This window comes from Vibrio coralliilyticus ATCC BAA-450 (genome assembly GCF_000176135.1).
GTDB lineage: Bacteria > Pseudomonadota > Gammaproteobacteria > Enterobacterales > Vibrionaceae > Vibrio > Vibrio coralliilyticus.
The window spans coordinates 641,398-657,592 of record NZ_ACZN01000018.1; the positions used below are offsets into that span (position 1 = coordinate 641,398).

General features: G+C 47.1%; 14 protein-coding genes and 1 pseudogene. 6 read left to right on the plus strand and 9 right to left on the minus strand.

Going from position 1 to position 16,195, the window contains the following annotated elements; all coding sequences use genetic code 11:
* Nucleotides 1-15: 15 nt before the first annotated feature.
* Both VIC_RS22285 and VIC_RS22290 read right to left on the minus strand, forming a co-directional pair.
* On the minus strand, nucleotides 16-1,596 hold the full coding sequence (locus tag VIC_RS22285; RefSeq protein ID WP_006962628.1) for an ATP-binding cassette domain-containing protein: 1,581 nt from the start codon (nucleotides 1,594-1,596) through the stop codon (nucleotides 16-18).
* Nucleotides 1,597-1,897: 301 nt separating this feature from the next.
* Nucleotides 1,898-2,266: a response regulator gene (locus VIC_RS22290; protein ID WP_006962629.1), complete on the minus strand. Its 369-nt coding sequence runs from the start codon at nucleotides 2,264-2,266 to the stop codon at nucleotides 1,898-1,900.
* Between the two features lie 482 nt (nucleotides 2,267-2,748).
* On the opposite strand from VIC_RS22290, the gene VIC_RS22295 reads away from it, so the two are divergent.
* The 6 genes and pseudogenes from VIC_RS22295 to VIC_RS22320 form a co-directional block, all read left to right on the plus strand.
* Nucleotides 2,749-3,846: a PseG/SpsG family protein gene (locus VIC_RS22295; protein WP_006962631.1), complete on the plus strand. Its 1,098-nt coding sequence runs from the start codon at nucleotides 2,749-2,751 to the stop codon at nucleotides 3,844-3,846.
* A complete protein-coding gene (locus VIC_RS22300; RefSeq protein ID WP_006962632.1) occupies nucleotides 3,843-5,099 on the plus strand; it encodes a DegT/DnrJ/EryC1/StrS family aminotransferase in 1,257 nt (418 codons plus the stop codon). The genes VIC_RS22295 and VIC_RS22300 overlap by 4 nt, the downstream gene beginning before the upstream one ends.
* Nucleotides 5,092-5,979 carry a phytanoyl-CoA dioxygenase family protein gene (locus VIC_RS22305; RefSeq protein WP_006962633.1) on the plus strand — a complete coding sequence of 296 codons (888 nt, stop codon included), beginning with the start codon at nucleotides 5,092-5,094 and terminating at the stop codon, nucleotides 5,977-5,979. The genes VIC_RS22300 and VIC_RS22305 overlap by 8 nt, the downstream gene beginning before the upstream one ends.
* Nucleotides 5,973-7,151, plus strand: a complete 1,179-nt coding sequence (locus tag VIC_RS22310) for an MFS transporter (protein ID WP_039952518.1) — start codon at nucleotides 5,973-5,975, stop codon at nucleotides 7,149-7,151. The genes VIC_RS22305 and VIC_RS22310 overlap by 7 nt, the downstream gene beginning before the upstream one ends.
* 9 nt (nucleotides 7,152-7,160) lie before the next feature.
* Nucleotides 7,161-8,000 (plus strand): glycosyltransferase, encoded by an 840-nt coding sequence (locus tag VIC_RS22315; RefSeq protein WP_006962635.1) that lies wholly within the window; start codon nucleotides 7,161-7,163, stop codon nucleotides 7,998-8,000.
* A gap of 194 nt (nucleotides 8,001-8,194) precedes the next feature.
* Nucleotides 8,195-9,361 (plus strand): annotated as a pseudogene (locus VIC_RS22320) (UDP-N-acetylglucosamine 4,6-dehydratase family protein); the annotation flags it as partial.
* A 47-nt stretch (nucleotides 9,362-9,408) separates the two neighbouring features.
* Here the strand turns inward: VIC_RS22320 and iolG are convergent.
* From iolG to iolC, 7 genes are all read right to left on the minus strand, one after another.
* Nucleotides 9,409-10,392, minus strand: coding sequence for an inositol 2-dehydrogenase (iolG, locus tag VIC_RS22325; protein ID WP_006962637.1), 984 nt, complete (start codon nucleotides 10,390-10,392; stop codon nucleotides 9,409-9,411).
* 144 nt (nucleotides 10,393-10,536) lie between these two features.
* Nucleotides 10,537-11,367 carry a 5-deoxy-glucuronate isomerase gene (iolB, locus tag VIC_RS22330; protein ID WP_006962638.1) on the minus strand — a complete coding sequence of 277 codons (831 nt, stop codon included), beginning with the start codon at nucleotides 11,365-11,367 and terminating at the stop codon, nucleotides 10,537-10,539.
* Nucleotides 11,368-11,512: 145 nt separating this feature from the next.
* A complete protein-coding gene (locus tag VIC_RS22335) occupies nucleotides 11,513-12,346 on the minus strand; it encodes a sugar phosphate isomerase/epimerase family protein (RefSeq protein WP_006962639.1) in 834 nt (277 codons plus the stop codon).
* 72 nt (nucleotides 12,347-12,418) lie between these two features.
* The gene (locus tag VIC_RS22340) at nucleotides 12,419-13,264 is read right to left on the minus strand and encodes a MurR/RpiR family transcriptional regulator (RefSeq protein WP_006962640.1); all 846 of its coding nucleotides are present in this window, start codon (nucleotides 13,262-13,264) and stop codon (nucleotides 12,419-12,421) included.
* 93 nt (nucleotides 13,265-13,357) lie between these two features.
* Complete coding sequence (locus VIC_RS22345; RefSeq protein ID WP_006962641.1) at nucleotides 13,358-14,185, minus strand: class II fructose-bisphosphate aldolase; 828 nt, start codon at nucleotides 14,183-14,185, stop codon at nucleotides 13,358-13,360.
* 9 nt (nucleotides 14,186-14,194) lie between these two features.
* On the minus strand, nucleotides 14,195-15,067 hold the full coding sequence (locus VIC_RS22350) for a 5-deoxy-glucuronate isomerase (RefSeq protein WP_006962643.1): 873 nt from the start codon (nucleotides 15,065-15,067) through the stop codon (nucleotides 14,195-14,197).
* A gap of 119 nt (nucleotides 15,068-15,186) precedes the next feature.
* Nucleotides 15,187-16,179, minus strand: coding sequence for a 5-dehydro-2-deoxygluconokinase (gene iolC / locus VIC_RS22355; protein ID WP_006962645.1), 993 nt, complete (start codon nucleotides 16,177-16,179; stop codon nucleotides 15,187-15,189).
* Nucleotides 16,180-16,195 lie beyond the last annotated feature (16 nt).

A 16,195-nucleotide genomic window follows, 5' to 3' on the forward strand; every position in this document is an offset into this window, starting at 1 on the left:
GTGCCCCTACCTGCCTTACACGGCTTTAATTTCTAACGTTTTGTTGATTCCGGCTTCATCGACAAAATCTTCATCATGACTGACCAAAATAAAAGGGCCTGGGTACGTAGATAGTGCTTCCGCCAGCCGTTGCTTTGAATCGATATCGAGATGATTGTCTGGTTCATCAAGCAAAAGTAACGGCGAACAAGATTGGTGGCTCACCATTAATACCGCTAGCTTCATTTTTTCTCCACCACTCAGCGCTGAGACCATCTTGTAAACACTGTCTCTGCGAAAGCCAACTCCAGCTAACAAAGTCCGAGCGTCACTCTCTGCCAGCTTGGGGCAAGAATTGCGTAACGTATCCAACATACTCATATTCGGACAAAGCAAACTAAAATGTTGATCAAGATAGACAGTCTTTACATTACATATAATCCCTTGTACAAGCCTTCCCGCTGGTGAACTCAGTGCTTTCAATAAAGTCGATTTCCCACAGCCATTATTGCCAGATAGGTGTATCCGATCCTGTGTTTCCACTCTTATGCTCACGGTTTGCCAACGACTTTTATCTACGCTGAAATCCGCAATAGAAGCCAGATTGTGTCTCTTGTCCACTTTAGTATGGGCAAGATAAAAACTCTGCTCCTTCCCGTCTTCCTGCCGGCTCTTTAACGTCTCCAGCTTGTGTTGGTTCCGCTTCAACTGATTATTTTGATTCGTGATAGCAGCAGAGCGAGTGACTTGCGCGCTGTCTTTCATCGCGTCCATAAGAATCTTTGGTTGACTGCCTGATCTTCTTGCGCGATTGCCCATCGCCTCTCGCTGCTGGGCTTTTTCGGCATTGAGCTGGATCTGACGCTCAATCTTCTTCTTTTCTGATTTGAGGTTGTCAATCTTGCTGCTTAAAGCCTGTTTCTCTACGTTATATTGGCGCTGGAATTCATCATAGCCACCTCGATAGCTTTTCAAACCTAATGATGAGAGGTGACAGACAACATCCGCACAACGTAGTAACGCTCTATCATGACTGACCAATAGAATCTTACCGGGGAATGCTTTGAGTTTATTTATCAACCACTGCTTTCCTTGGGTATCGAGATGATTAGTTGGCTCATCAAGCAACAAAATATCCGGGCTTTGTTCAAACAGATGATAAAGCTGCAGCTTAGCCAATTGCCCTCCACTCAGGTGGTAACAAAAGTCGTCCAATGACAGCGCAATGCTCAACTGAGCCATAAGCTCGATTGCTCGCTGCTCTACCTCCCAGTCATCGCTAAGGCGGTCAAAATCTTCCTGCCGCGTGCTTCCTTGCTCTATCGCTCTCAGAGCCTGACGTTTGTCATCGATGCCAAGGTATTGCGCAATGGTCATATCACTGACTAACAACTCTGAAGGTAGCTGAGAGTACGTAGCAATCCTCCCTTGACGTTCGACATTGCCAGCGTCAGGCAAGCAGTCCCCCGTCAAGATGGAAAGCAACACCGACTTACCACTACCATTTTTTCCAGTTAGGCCAGTAATACGATGATTCAACGATAGATTGATCGAACGGAATAACCATTCACCCGTTTCGAGCTGATGTGAAATTTGAGATGCAATTAATGCAGGCATATCGCCTCCTTTTTTATTCAAAAAGGGGTCGCCATTGTGCGGTGATATGGCCGAGCGTATAAAATGCCGAGATAATCCAGATAAACTGGAAAGAACCACCATTGGTGGATTTTAGAAATGTACTAAGATTGCGGCAACGCCCACTAACCCCGAGTGTCCAAAGTATTGTTTATATTGGATGTCAGGAAGTTAGCTGTTCATTTAGGCATTGGCTCCTAGTAATGTGATGCGCGAATTATAACCAGCTTCGTTCAAACGTTGCAATACGGTGAAGCGGATAGTGCCAAACAAAAGATAAGATCTAAAAGGTCGCAAACACCCTTTCTAGATCACTGCTGAGATTGTTTTTGTTTATAGACGTTACTGCACCTAAAAACTTGGCAGCCTGCAGGCTGCTTTCCGCAGAGGCATGTGTATAGCCACTCGACATAGCAATAACCGCAGTATCCGGATGATGACTCTTAAGGTGCTGTATCACCTCGTAACCATCCATTTCCGGCATAAACACATCGGTCAAAACAACATCAAAGTGATTTTCAGCCAAGAGCTGAGGGACCTCTGAACTATGAGTACAAATTTCTACTTCAAACTTGTCAGCAAATCGCTGCTCCATAAAGCTTTCTATCAGCGCAGCGATCGTGGGCGAGTCGTCTACAATCAACAGTTTCATTTTATTTCCTAGCCAAGATAACTCTGGGTTATCAATTTTTTCTATCTGTATGAGTTAAGACCTATTTCCGTTACTTATCAATATATCTTGTTTGTTGTTTCGAGTAACAACAAACAGTAAAGCTAAATCACTTGGAAATGTTGGTATCAAACGATTCACCAAACCCTAGCGATTCTTGCCAACATAAAACCAGTTTGTCAGCTTCAACCATCAACTTATTAAGCATTACGATTCATATCAACTGGTTATTTCTCACCACTAAATATCTTAAGAAAAAGTAATAACAAAGAGTATTAACTCTAATAAAAATGCTTTAAATACTGCATAAATAAGACTAATTAAGAATAAAAAATGCTCATTTGTGATTTTCTTTCCACAAATGTTAATTCAATGTTATCAAATAAATGCTAGTGTCTTGATGTTATTTTTTGTCGCGAAATTAAACCACATCCATCTCCACGACTTAGAAATGGGACCAAACTATGGACAGCTACGTCACTGAAAACCTCAACAAGCGTATTGATACTCGGCTACCGCGGCTAAACAAAGTGGTTTTTGTCATCAAAGGAGAAAAAGGAAAAGGTCTTGGGCACTGCTACCGTGCATGGACGATTGCGCAATCCTTACCCAGTTTCATTGAATCCAAGTTTGTACTGACTCCAAATAGCTCCCTTGGTTTATCCTTTTGCGAGCAAAAAAACATCTCACAATACCAACTAGCGGCAAGCGACGACGACTTATTGAACATCATCGCCCAAGCAAAGCCTGATCTGATTATTAATGATGTCCTCAATACATCCGAAGCGTATGTGAGTACGCTGAAAAAGCTCAACACTCCAATCATCAATTTTGAGGATCTCGGCACTGGTGGAATACATGCAGACTGCGTCATTAATGCCGTCTATCCGAAAACCGGTCTGGGCCAAGAGCTGTCTGGCCATGATTATGTTGATATAAGAAAAGAGTTTTTTCTCCACCGAAAAATCAGCAACACCTTAAGCCCTTCGGTACGTAGCATTCTGCTGACTTTTGGTGGCGAAGACCCAAGCAATCTAACCCAAAAAACCTTGGAAGTCATCGCCCGCAACGACTACCTCTGCCAATTGAACTATGTCATCGCTTTAGGCGGCTCTTATCAACAGCCAAAAGAAGTCATGCGATTCATACAGAAAAAATCACTTAACGCGGAAGTGTTTATCGGCCAGGACATCGCACCGCTGATGGCTCAGGTGGACATGGCGATTACCGCCAATTGCCGAACTGTCTTTGAAGCCGCTTTTATGCGCTTACCTACCGTGGTGATCTCGGCTAATGCGAGAGAGTGCCTCCATACCTTCTATCGAGATGCCCTTTTTCCATACTGCGGAAATGGCCAACTGGTGGATCATTCTGTTATTGAACGTCAGATCTTACAACTCGCCACCAACAATCAGCTAAGGCGCACTATCTCCAACCGACTCCAGACATTCGATCTGAGCAACGGCATGAACAGAATCATCAATCAAATTATCCAGCTGCTCAATCGCAGCTCTTCTATTGGCAACACCGAATATCAACACATTACAGAGAAAGCATTATGAATGAGCAACACACAACAACATTCCCCAAGTGGCCCGCATTTCACCCCGATTCTCTTCGAGATGTTATAGAGCCACTGAAGTCTGGTGAGGTCAATTACTGGACTGGAAACAAAGGGCGAGAATTCGAAGACGCCTTTGCGAAGTGGTGTGGCTCTGAGTTTGCCATCAGTTGCTCGTCTGGTACCTCTGCTCTACACACCATCATTAGTGCGATGGATATTGGCCCGGGCGATGAAATCATCGTGCCCTCTTACAGTTTTATCGCCTCTTCCTATGCGGTTTTACAGGCTGGTGCCATCCCGATTTTCTGTGATGTAAGCGCCGATCACACAATCAATCCGGACAAAATTGAAGCTTTGGTGACTAAGCGTACCCGCGCGATTATCGTCGTTCACTTGTATGGTGTGGTCTGCGATATGCAGCCAATTATGGAGATCGCTGAACGCTATCAAATTAAGGTGATTGAAGATGCCGCGCAGTGCATTGGTGGCCAATATTACGGCCAGAAAGTCGGTACATTGGGGCATGCAGCGGCCTTTAGCTTTTGTCAAAGCAAGCATTTCACCACCGGTGGTGAAGGTGGAATGATTACCACCAATGACGAGAGCCTAGCGTGGGAATGTCGCTCGTTTAGAGATCATGGTTTCGACGTTAAACACAAGCTGGCGTTACTGGAGATGGAAGAAAAGGAAAAATACATCCATCACCGTGTTGGCTACAACTATCGAATGACCGAAATTCAGTCGATTATCGGTCTCAATGAGCTGAAGCGTTTTGACGACTGGAACCTACTCAACCGACGCAAAAATGCCTTCATTTATCGCGAATGTTTATCTCAGTGCCAATACATTGAAAGCCTGCCGCTCGATACACCAGACAGACAAAATGCTTACTGGCTATTCCCAATTGTTTTCGACCAGTCATTTGATGAGCAACGCACAGAGTCCGTCTACAAGAAGCTGGTCGAGAAAGGAATTCCGGTAACCAAAGTGCTGTGGCCTGAAGCATACCGTGAAAAAGCCTACACCGATTTGATTGGTTTCGGTAAAGCCAACTTCCCATTTCACTCAAGCGAATACACCGACCCTCAATCGGTTCAGTATGACAATCAGATATGCCCAATGGCGTATTCGCTTTCTAAGCGCACACTCAACCTGCACCTCCACCCAACCTGGAATGCAGAGCACATTGAAAAATGTGCATCAACACTACTCGACGTATTGGCAGAAGTTCAAGGAGGCAATCATGGATAGTAAAAATACCCGCTACTGGGATGAGAAACGAGCGCAGCTTGCAGAACAAGGTTATACCGTTATCGAGTCCATTGTCCCGCAGGAGTTATGCCAGTCATCCATAGAAGCGATCTGCTCTTTTATGGAAGTCGACCTCAACAATAGAGACACCTGGTACAAACAGGACCCAATCAATGACACGGGTTCCGTCCCGATGCATCATCACCCAGCATTTTGGCAGGTTCGTCAACATCCAGACGTTTATCAGGCCTTCGCTCAGCTTCTAAACGAAGAACAATTGTGGGTCACCATGGATCGCGCTTCTTTTAAACCACCGTGCCGTTATGACCTACCGCAATATGGCAATGATTCGAATCGAATGCATTGGGATTATGATTTCCGTCAAATGGATATTCCTGTCTACCAGGGATTGATCTACCTGACTGATACAGAAAAAGAACAAGGTGCGTTTGGTGGTCTACCACAAGTGTATCGCCAGATTATCGACAACACGTTCCACGATCCAAGCCTGTTTGATCAGTTCACGATTAATGGATTGTATCTGGAGGATGTCTACCCTTTCACCGAGCAAGACGTCACGAAGATAGATGCCCCTGCTGGCAGTTTAGTTATCTTTGACAGCCGTTTACCGCATGGCAACGTTTGTACTCACCATCTCAACCCTCGCCTTGTTCAGTTTATTGCTATGTACAAAGCCGACAGCCAAGAGCACGTGCCCCCAGTGCTGTACCAATCACGAGAAGAGCGCGTGAATTGCTACCAAAACGCTCGTCCACCAGCGTGGCTACGTGGCTGGCGCGGTCAGCTCGATCCTGAACCCTTTACACCGCTTGAACTCACTCCTCTGGGCAGAAAATTGGTAGGACTAGAGTCATGGTAAAGCCAAGTCACTCACGGCAGCCAAGTTGGTTGGCGGTTACTATGCCCGCTCTGTGGCTGTTCTTTGCGTTAGGCTTGAACATTGGCAGTTGGGCATCGCGACTCGCGGACTTGAAAATCGCCATGAGCATTACCGACATGGAACTCGGTTTTTTCCTTCTCGCGACAAGTCTTGGTGCGATCTCCGCTTTTCCGCTCACCATCTGGCTACTGCGCCATGTAGGTGCGCGAAAAATGGCACTGCTACTAGGAAGTATTGCCGCTTGTTTGCTCCCTTTAATCATGAACAACACTTCCTATCACTTAGGTTTGGTTTTGATGTTTATTGAGGGCATATGCTGCGCAGGGCTTAACGCCGCGATTAACACTTACGGCAGTGACATCGAACGTAAACACGACATTAAATGCATGTCCCGCTTGCATGCCGTGTTCAGCTTAGGATTGGCGGCAGCGGCTTTGATTTCAATGGGTCTGATTCGCTTTGTTTCGTCCGAACTGATTGTTCATGGCGCCGTCATTTGTGTATCGCTTTTGATGTTGTTTGCCGTTGCTTATCGAACCTCGGAGCAGTGCCGAACATCCGATTCAGACGACAAACAGCCTGAACCAGAACTGATCAACAAAACAACCTTAGTGCTTGGCATCATAGTCCTGAGTGCAACCATCATCGAGGGCTCAATGAATGATTGGAGCGCGATTTATCTCAAAGATGTGATTGACGTTAGCCCGTCGCTCGCCCCTTCGGGTGTCTTGGTGTTCTCCGCTGCGATGTTCATTGGCCGACTCTTTGCTGACAGCCTGCGCTCACAATACAACGACGCCATCCTGATTGCCTTTGCCGGACTTATCGTCAGCTTTTCACTTGCAACAGGCGTGTGGCTGTCTGGGCTTTACGCTTCATGGATATCATTCGCTATTGTCGGCTTAACCGTCTCTTTGGTTTCACCCATCATTTACGCTTCAGCGGCTGCCATTGGCCCCGGGTGTTTATCGCTAATTTCCACCTTTGGTTCCATTGGCGGTTTAGCGGGCCCACCGACTATCGGTTTCATCGCCACGCATTTTGGCCTGACCAGCGGCATGTATTTCGTCGCCGCCAGCGGCTTAGTCATTGGTATTGCGGCCTTAAAGCTTGCCAAGCATCAGCACACACCTCAATACGCATCACTTTAGGAAAACAGCATGTTAATCAGTATCATTATTCCGACTTACAACTGCGCTAACCTTCTAGAGAAGACGCTCGAATCACTTTGCCAACAGTCGTTGCAAACCGAGTGCTTCGAAGTCATCGTTGCTGATGATGGGTCGTCAGACAATACCGAACAGATGGTCAAAAGCTTTGCTTCTCGGCTGAACATCGGTTACTGCTTTCAGCCCGATTTAGGATTCAGAGCGGCGAGCGCACGCAACCTTGGCAGTCAGCAAGCGGTTGGCGAATATCTATTTTATTTGGATAGCGGCGTAGTTCTTGAACAACACGCACTACAAATACACCTTGCCGAAATGGAAAGAAACCCAGATCACATCCAGATTGGATTCTGCCACGGTTTTGAAGAGCATTTCGTCGCAAACAATACCTTCTCTCAGTTACTCGATAGCAACGATTTCAACACGTTGTTTGACTCTTTGACGCAACAAGATTCGAATTTAGATTGCCGCCAGCAACTGCTCAATCAAATCGGGCATATGAGAGGCTTCGACACTCATCCGTGGCTGTTTTTCTGGGGTGGACACCTATTTGCTAAAACCTCTGATTTTGTTGAAGCCGGCGGTTTTGATGAGAACTTTACCCATTGGGGCGGCGAAGATGTCGAGCTGGGGCTGAGGCTATTTAACGCCGGACATAAGTTTACGCTACTGTTGGATGCCAAGGCCTACCACATCCCACACCCCAAAGCAGAAACTGCTGGGTCGGAAGCGACACATAACAACTGCCATTACATCCACGATAAGCACCAGTTACCGATTACAGAACGTATGTTGGCGGAGAGCTGGGAAGACATCGTCCGGAGCGTCAGTTAATCAGGGCAATCAACCCAATGAGCCGCCCAGAACCTTTTTAACATTATCGGGCATAAATCATTGCTATTGAGTGAAATCAGGAAGCGACCATGACAAGTGTATGTGATATTTCAAGCAGAGAGCCATTACAACCTGCGGCGATGTCTGCTGAAGGCGTTGCCAAACTAGACCTTAGAACCGGAGGGCAGCAAGAGCCTATTATCGTAAAGCATTCGCCTCCAATGAATGATCCTAGCCTGAACATCGCCGCTTTACTCGGGCGTGAGGCGATCACTTCAAACCAGCAGCTACTGGCAAAAAACATTACCGGCAAGAATGTCATGGTGACAGGCGCTGGCGGCTCGATTGGCTCGGAATTGTGCCGACAAGTGCTCAAGCAAAACCCCAAAAGCCTGATTCTGTTTGAGCTGAATGAATATAACCTCTATCAAATTGATCAAGAGTTAAGCGGCGGTGCGAAAAACAGCACAGGCACAGTAAAGATTATTCCAATACTGGGCTCAGTCCAAACCGAGCAACGCCTGATAACGCTCATGAAAAACCACAAAGTGGACACCATCTACCACACCGCCGCCTATAAGCATGTTCCATTGGTCGAAGACAATATCATCGCGGGCATCCAGAACAATGTGTTTGGTACGTTATCGTGTGCTCAAGCCGCGATTGAGGCCAAAGTAGAAAACTTTACCCTTATCTCCACGGATAAGGCAGTCAGGCCGACCAATATTATGGGCGCCAGTAAACGACTGGCTGAGTTAGTTCTGCAAGCTTTAGCAGACAAAAAAACCGCGACTACCTTTACCATTGTCCGATTTGGCAATGTCCTTGGTTCATCGGGTTCGGTTGTTCCACTGTTCAAAAAGCAGATCGAAGCAGGCGGCCCAATCACTATTACACATCCGGAAATCGTCCGCTATTTCATGCTTACTCAAGAAGCAGCGGAACTGGTCATTCAAGCCAGCGCTATGGGCCACAATGGACAGGTGTTTGTGCTGGATATGGGCGAGCCGGTCAAGATCGTTGAGCTGGCACGTAAGATGATTCAATTATCGGGTAAGAAAGAAGGTTTACTGGGCAACACGCATCACGATGAAATTGCTATCCAGTTCATTGGCCTCCGTCCGGGCGAGAAACTGTATGAAGAGTTACTGATTGGCGGAAATGTAGAAGAAACCTGCCATCACAAAATAATGACGGCCATGGAAGAGAAGCTTAATTGGCAGGAGATGGCGTTAGTCTTAAGCGAGCTTGAACGTAACTGCAACGAACATGATGTGGTCGCCATCAAGCAGACACTTCTGTCAGCACCAACGGGCTACCAAACCGCTAACGTTCACAAAGAAACCAGCGACGTTTGCTAACAAGGTAAAACGAACCGGAAACCTAAATGGGCTTCCGGTTGAATTTCTTATAGTGAAACGGTCTTTTTGCTACGCAGTGATTCCAGCGCCGCATCAGCCAGTCTGAGTGCATATTCGCCATCATCACCTGAACACTCAGGCTCAGCGCCATTGAGCACATCAACAAAGTGTTGCCATTCCGCGATGTAAGCGTCTTTGTATCGCTCTAGGAAGAAATGCATTGGCTTGGCTGATTGCCTGCCCTGGTCGCTAAGCTGGCTAACCAAGTTTTCATTTTGGTTCGCTGCCTGAAGCATGCCAAGCTCACCATGAAGCTCGATACGCTGATCGTAACCATAGCCTGAACGGCGGCTGTTCTGGATCGTTGCCATTGCACCGGAAGGAAATTCCAACACCAAAACACCAGTGTCGATATCACCCGCAGCTCCGATTTCCGGGTTCACTTTACAACTGCCATGCGCTGTAATGGAAACAGGGTCTTCCCCAAGAATAAAACGCGCCATGTCTAAGTCGTGAATCGTCATGTCGCGGAACATGCCTCCAGACACCTTCACATAATCAGCGCCCGGTGGTTCTGGATCACGAGACGTTATGGTCAGTGTCGCAGGCTCACCAATTGCTCCCTGATTCAATTTGTTTTTCAGTGTTCTGAATTGAGGGTCGTAACGTCGGTTAAAACCGACTAGCATCGGTACTTGATGCTGCTTAACCACCGCTAAACAGTCTCTGACTCGGCTCAAATCAAGATCGATCGGTTTCTCACAGAAAATGGCTTTCCCTGCTTTTGCCGCCAGTTCGATCAAATCTGCGTGTGTATCCGTTGCAGAACAAATACACACCGCATCAATCTCACTGTCTTGCATTGCTTCTTCGATACTCTGTCGCTTAGCGCCATACTGCTGACACAGCATATTGGCATTAACGTCATAGGGGTCGATGACAGAAAACAAACGGGTTTCCGGGTGATTGGCAATGTTAACAGCATGCACTTGTCCAATCCGCCCTGCTCCAAACAGTGCGATATTAAACATTCTGTACTCCTTACAGATTAGGTAGGAAAGAGGCCCACTGGCATATCTCAGTGGGCATAAATGTGCGTGATTGGGGGTGACGCACTTTTCAGGAGCGCTTATGTACGCTCAAACTTTAGCGATATAAGTTCTTACTCAGGCTAATCACTCAGTATCTGAACTCTTTGCGTATTGCTCAGAATTAATCCAAGCGTGGTCTTTTTCCCATGTGAACAACCATTTTCGAGTTGGGCCAGCCATCACATTGAGGTAGTAGCTGTTATAACCCGCCATTGTCGCCACTGGGTGGTAACCTTTTGGCACCATAACAACGTCTTTGTTGTAAACAGCCATACACTCATCCAGCTCACGATCATCTGTATAGACGCGCTGCATACAGAACCCCTGCTCAGGGTCTAGTCGGTGGTAGTAGGTTTCTTCGAGATAAGTTTCCTCAGGCTCTGCATCTTGATCGTGTTTATGACTCGGATACGAACTGGTGCAGCCTTCATCGGTGTACACCTCAACCACTAACAAGCTATCTGCTTCTTTGTCATCAGGAAGAATATTGTGCACATAGCGCTGATTCTGTCCCTGACCGCGATGTTCCGCATCAATATCTTGCGGAGCGATCAAGCGAGTTGGAAAGTTTCCCTTCCCCGGCGCCTGACATACGGCCAGCTCTAGCTGTGTATTTGCCACAACCTGCACAGCTTCTTTTGGTGCCACATACACAGCGTAAGGTTTGGTTTTCTCAAACGGAGACATACGCTGACCGATGTTTTCAAAACTCTGGCTATCGGTAGAAATGGTCGCTTTGCCAGCAACCAATACCAAGCAGAGCTCATCCTCATTAGCATCCAGTTGTATCGAATCACCAGCGTTCAACTCGTAAACCTTAAAGCCAACGTATTGCCAGCCTGCCGATTGCGGCGTAATAGACTGCACAAGCCCTTGTGCGCCATCGGGCTGATATTTGGAAAGCAGATACGACATTGCGAGACACTCCATTCTTCACAATAAAACGAATTTTCCATTACACTATCAAATGAAATAATTATTTCACCAATATTTTAGTTTGAAATATTCATTTTGTGGACTGAGTAACAAATAGCCAAAGGTGGCTCAAATACTGAAACGACTAGCCAGATAAAAGTAAGCCCTTCATACGCTCTAACATCGCGGATGCGACATCATGATGATCATGTTCCCACAGTTGATCATTTAGGAACTCGCCGGAATAAAATCCGTCGTAGCCAGTGGCACGAATAGCATTAAGATATTCCTCGAGCGGGATATCGCCATCACCAGGTAAATAACCGCGCAGTAGTCTTTCGTCAGGCCATTCTTGATTAGGTTCAGGACGTTTGCCATCGGAAATATGGACGTTATAAATGAGAGATGAATCCAACGAGGCGAACTCTTCTGGTGATGCGCCGCGGCAGGCCCAGAAATGCCAGGTATCAAGCACGAAACCAAAATTGTCTCTAGCCACCGCATCATGCAATTTGAGGCAATCACTGAGTTTAGCGATGGGTGTCCATGCCGCACCTTCGTATTGAAAGCGAATGCCAAAATCTCGGCCAATATCGGCAATGGAACGTATGTTTCGTGCCGTCAGTTGAATATTGTCTTCGACGCTGAGCCCGTTCAGCCCTTCAAAGGCGTTAAGCTGAATGGTTGGCGCACCAATATCGGCTGCAAACTGACACAAGGTTTCTGTCTCTTTCCACAAGGTTTTCTGCTGGCTTTTGTCGGTTGTTTCAACACCACCAATAATATCGATCGCACTGGGCGTGATACCAAACTGGTCAAGGCGAGATTTAAACTGCTCAGCGGTAAATCCAGCATGAATATAACGCCAGAGTTTTTCCGTGTGGATTTCTAATCCCTGATATCCGGTTTCTTTGGCCAAGCGAATATCGGACAGGATGTTATTGTGCAACGAGCACATGCCATGAAGAGCAAAACGCATAAGAGCTCCTTATTGGGAGTCTGAAAGATTTTGGGCCACACAGTGGATAGTGGCCCTTCGATTAAGTGAGAATTAACCGATTTCCCGACACATCAGGCTGACTGCCAGAGTTTGTGCCAGATACATGGAGCTACTGAGCGAGCGGAAGCCCATGACTTCCCCTTCCTTCACTTCAAAACAAACATCGTACTTGCTGCCATTTTCCGTCATTTGGTTGTCGGTAATAGCAACGATAGGCACCTGCTTCTCGTGCGCATTTTCCACCAATTCACTGGTTTCCGGCGCGTAAGGTGTGAATGTCACACACAACAGGACATCTTTTTTGTTCATACGCTTTGTCAGAGGTTTCAGCATACCACCATGATCATCGATTAAGACCACGTTATTGTCTGACTTCATCAGTGCGTACCAGAGATAGAATGCAACCGGATAAGCGCGGCGCATGCCTTGAATGTAGATGGTTTCTGCTTCATCAAGCAGAGAGACCGCTTTTTCGAGTTTTTGTGGAGAAACGGCTATTTGTAACTGCTCAATAGCTTCAACATTGGCATGGCCAAAGTCTTGGAACACTGCCGCTGGCGAGTCCGATGCCATATCATCGTGCTCACGAGCCTGTCGCACACGCTCTTTATAATCACGCGGGCGATTCAGGTACTGCTCGCGGAACAACGCCTGCATCTGGCTAAAGCCTGAGAAACCCATAGTATTGGCAAAACGGCTCAGAGTAGAGAGCGGCACGTTCGCTTGCTCGGCAATGGTCGCCATAGTTTCGACGGCCACCAGCATGGGCTGGGCCATCACAAAATCCGCTACCTGCTGTAAACGCTGGCTGAGCCTATCGTAGCGCTTTACCACGCGATCACGTAGTGTATCTAAATCCGCAGGAACCAATTCCAACTGGCTGTTTTCCACTGTCATACCCTGCACTTCTCCTCGAAAAGCTTTTCTAATTCAAATAATAACTGATTGGTGCACAACTGAATACATCAAGCTATCTATTCTGGAAATACTTTAAGCCAGAATTTCAAAATTTCGGATTGCTTCTTGTCTTACCGCAGGTATGACTTTCTGCATAAAGTACAAGCGATCGAACTTATCCGGCTCCTGATTGAGCAAGTCGCGCAGTCCATGACCAAATGCCTGCCTCAAGCAAGTGCCTATGTTAAATTTGGCGACGCGGCTCTGCTTAAGCTTGAGCATGTCCACTTCACGAATACCGCTGGTGCCGTGAATCACCAGTGGAATATCAACTTGCGCAGCAATTTGGTCAAGTAAGCCAAAATCTATCTCGCAGACAGGCTGAGTAAGGCGGTGAATATTGCCGACCGATATCGCGACACAATCCGCTTCACTTTCTTCAGCAAATCGCTGAGCATCTTGTGGACTGGTGTATATCGACTTAATGTGATCACGACCTTCTTCATAAGGCACTGATCCGATTTCACCTTCAACACTCGCTCCCAAAGCATGAGCAACACGCGCGACATTACGCGTACGACGGATGTTCTCATCCAATGTTAATTGCGAGCCATCAAACATAACTGAGCTAAAGCCAGCTTTGAGTGCACGGAAAACAATCTCTTCCTCGTAAGTGTGGTCAAGATGCAAACAAACTGGTGCACTGCTCTGCTTCGCGAGATTGAGAAACATGGATGCCGCAGTTTCAACACCGTAAAAATCCACCACGTCTTTGTTGCACGCCAGAATAACCGAACGATTGGTTTCCTCAGTCGCTTCAACAACGGCTTTGGCGTCTTCATAGCCAAAAACGTTAAAACAAGGAACAGCAAAATCCCCTGCCGCCGCTTCCGGCAGCAAATCCTTTAAATTAACCAGCATAAAAGCTCCCTATTTGAATTTGGCGATCATGTCCTTGATGCCCGGAATAGTTTCAACCTGATACTCATGATGCGGATCGAAGTGTTGAATCAGTGACTTAGATGTCTTACCCACGATGATCGTGAAGTAATACATTTCGTACCCAGGGGCAGCAACACTCGGGTGATAGCCTTTGTCTATCGCTATGACAGAGCCAGTACGCACGTGGTAAACCGGACCAAAGTCGTCCTCATGTTCATACAGAAACTGAGCACCGAATCCGAAGTCCGGATTAAAGCGGAACTGATACACCTCTTCATAAAGGGTTTCTTTGCTGCCATCTTCTTTAACGCGGTCTTCATCGTGTTTATGTGGGGGGAAACCCGACCAACCACCAGCGCCAACCGTAAACAACTCACTCACCAATAGGCGACCACGCTTGTCCGCATTGCTCTGCCCTAGTACATGCTTGATCTTACGGTGTGTTTTTGTATCGTCTGAGCCGTATTGAACGATGTCGACATCGTTTTGACGAACGCAGAACGGAGACAGTGTCTCTTCAAATCGGCCACCTGCGATCATGATATCCGCATGGTCACTGACACACTCAAGCTTGGCTGTCATACCCACAGGCACATAGACGGATTCAGGGTTTCCGGTCCAGACTGATTCACGCTGACCAATATTGTCGAAAGCGTGCGTTTGCCCGTTTTGTTCAGTGACAGTTACACTACAAGTGCCTCCAGCCAGAACGACAACCGTTTCGTAGTCGTCTAACATGTAATCGAACGTTTCACCCTGAGCAAGGCGAACGTGATTGAAATAACACAACGGCGTAGTGTCATCATTGACATCAATAATCGCTTCATTGTGGTTATCAAAAGGTGGAATATGCTTTCCCATTGTTCTTCCTTTAATACTGACTGACCAAAAGAAAGCCGGACCACGATGGTAGGTAGTCGGTGATCATTATTGATCACACTGGCCCGGCAAGACCTAAGACGCTAGTGGCATTCCGACACTTAACGTTGTTCTCTGGTCTCAATAAAATTAAACAGCGCTTCTCTGGTTGGCATGGCTTCCGTACAGCTGGTGCCACTCACATTGATCGCTGCAGCCGCAGAGCCATGTTTGACCGCTTGCTCCAGCTCACCGCCATTGACCAGTGTCCAGATGACACCGCCAGCGAAAGAGTCACCCGAACCAAATGGCTTGGTCACTTCGACTGGGAAAATCCCCTGCTCGAAGTAACTGCCATCGCGGCCATAGACTTTTGAGCCGAGTTCTCCGGCTTTGATGATGACGACCTGAGTTGAGCCAGTCAGGAACCGCTGCGCGGTCGCGTCATCATCTTTATTACCCGGTGCGACAACGGTTTCCATCATGTCGAACTCTTCACGGTTACCGATCACGATGTCTGACAGTTGAGATGCAATACCAAAATAGATAGACGCGTCGACGTCTGTGCGCCATGAATATGGGCGGTAATCTACATCCAGTACCACCAAGGTGCCGCTGGATCTTGCATACTGCATCGCAAGCAACGTCGCCTCTCGGCTTGGGCTTTGTGCCAACGCCGTTCCTGTGACAATCAACACCTTAGAGCTGGCAATATAGTCAGCGTCAATTTGCTCTGGTTTGAGCGTCAAATCTGACGCATTGTTACGATAAATCAGCACGTCGCAGTCGGAAGGTTTCATCTCGGTGAATGCAACTGAAGTCCGTGAGCCAGAATCATCCGTCATCATGCCGTTCAGATTGATCCTCAAACCACTCATATAGTGTTTGACGTAATCACCAAACGAGTCTTTGGCCACACAGCCAATGAAACCGACTTTGCCTCCGAGCTTGTTTACCGCAACCGCAATGTTAGCTGCAGAGCCACCCACGAACTTGTTGAATCCAGAAATATCCTGAATATCAGTATTCAGTTCGCGCGCGTAGAGATCCACACCAGCTCGTCCCAGCACGATGGCATCGAGTTGACGATCGTGTTCGATAGCAATCTTGGTCATATCGTTCCCTCTCTGT

Excerpts from the sequence above, each read along its gene's own strand:
- VIC_RS22335 (WP_006962639.1), bottom strand. The coding sequence starts at position 12,346 with ATGCGTTTTGCTCTTCATGGCATGTGCTCGTTGCACAATAACATCCTG.
- iolC (WP_006962645.1), bottom strand. The coding sequence starts at position 16,179 with ATGACCAAGATTGCTATCGAACACGATCGTCAACTCGATGCCATCGTG.
- VIC_RS22315 (WP_006962635.1), top strand. The coding sequence starts at position 7,161 with ATGTTAATCAGTATCATTATTCCGACTTACAACTGCGCTAACCTTCTA.
- VIC_RS22340 (WP_006962640.1), bottom strand. The coding sequence starts at position 13,264 with ATGACAGTGGAAAACAGCCAGTTGGAATTGGTTCCTGCGGATTTAGAT.
- iolG (WP_006962637.1), bottom strand. The coding sequence starts at position 10,392 with ATGTTTAATATCGCACTGTTTGGAGCAGGGCGGATTGGACAAGTGCAT.
- VIC_RS22300 (WP_006962632.1), top strand. The coding sequence starts at position 3,843 with ATGAATGAGCAACACACAACAACATTCCCCAAGTGGCCCGCATTTCAC.
- VIC_RS22345 (WP_006962641.1), bottom strand. The coding sequence starts at position 14,185 with ATGCTGGTTAATTTAAAGGATTTGCTGCCGGAAGCGGCGGCAGGGGAT.
- VIC_RS22285 (WP_006962628.1), bottom strand. The coding sequence starts at position 1,596 with ATGCCTGCATTAATTGCATCTCAAATTTCACATCAGCTCGAAACGGGT.
- iolB (WP_006962638.1), bottom strand. The coding sequence starts at position 11,367 with ATGTCGTATCTGCTTTCCAAATATCAGCCCGATGGCGCACAAGGGCTT.
- VIC_RS22295 (WP_006962631.1), top strand. The coding sequence starts at position 2,749 with ATGGACAGCTACGTCACTGAAAACCTCAACAAGCGTATTGATACTCGG.
- VIC_RS22305 (WP_006962633.1), top strand. The coding sequence starts at position 5,092 with ATGGATAGTAAAAATACCCGCTACTGGGATGAGAAACGAGCGCAGCTT.
- VIC_RS22350 (WP_006962643.1), bottom strand. The coding sequence starts at position 15,067 with ATGGGAAAGCATATTCCACCTTTTGATAACCACAATGAAGCGATTATT.
- VIC_RS22310 (WP_039952518.1), top strand. The coding sequence starts at position 5,973 with ATGGTAAAGCCAAGTCACTCACGGCAGCCAAGTTGGTTGGCGGTTACT.
- VIC_RS22290 (WP_006962629.1), bottom strand. The coding sequence starts at position 2,266 with ATGAAACTGTTGATTGTAGACGACTCGCCCACGATCGCTGCGCTGATA.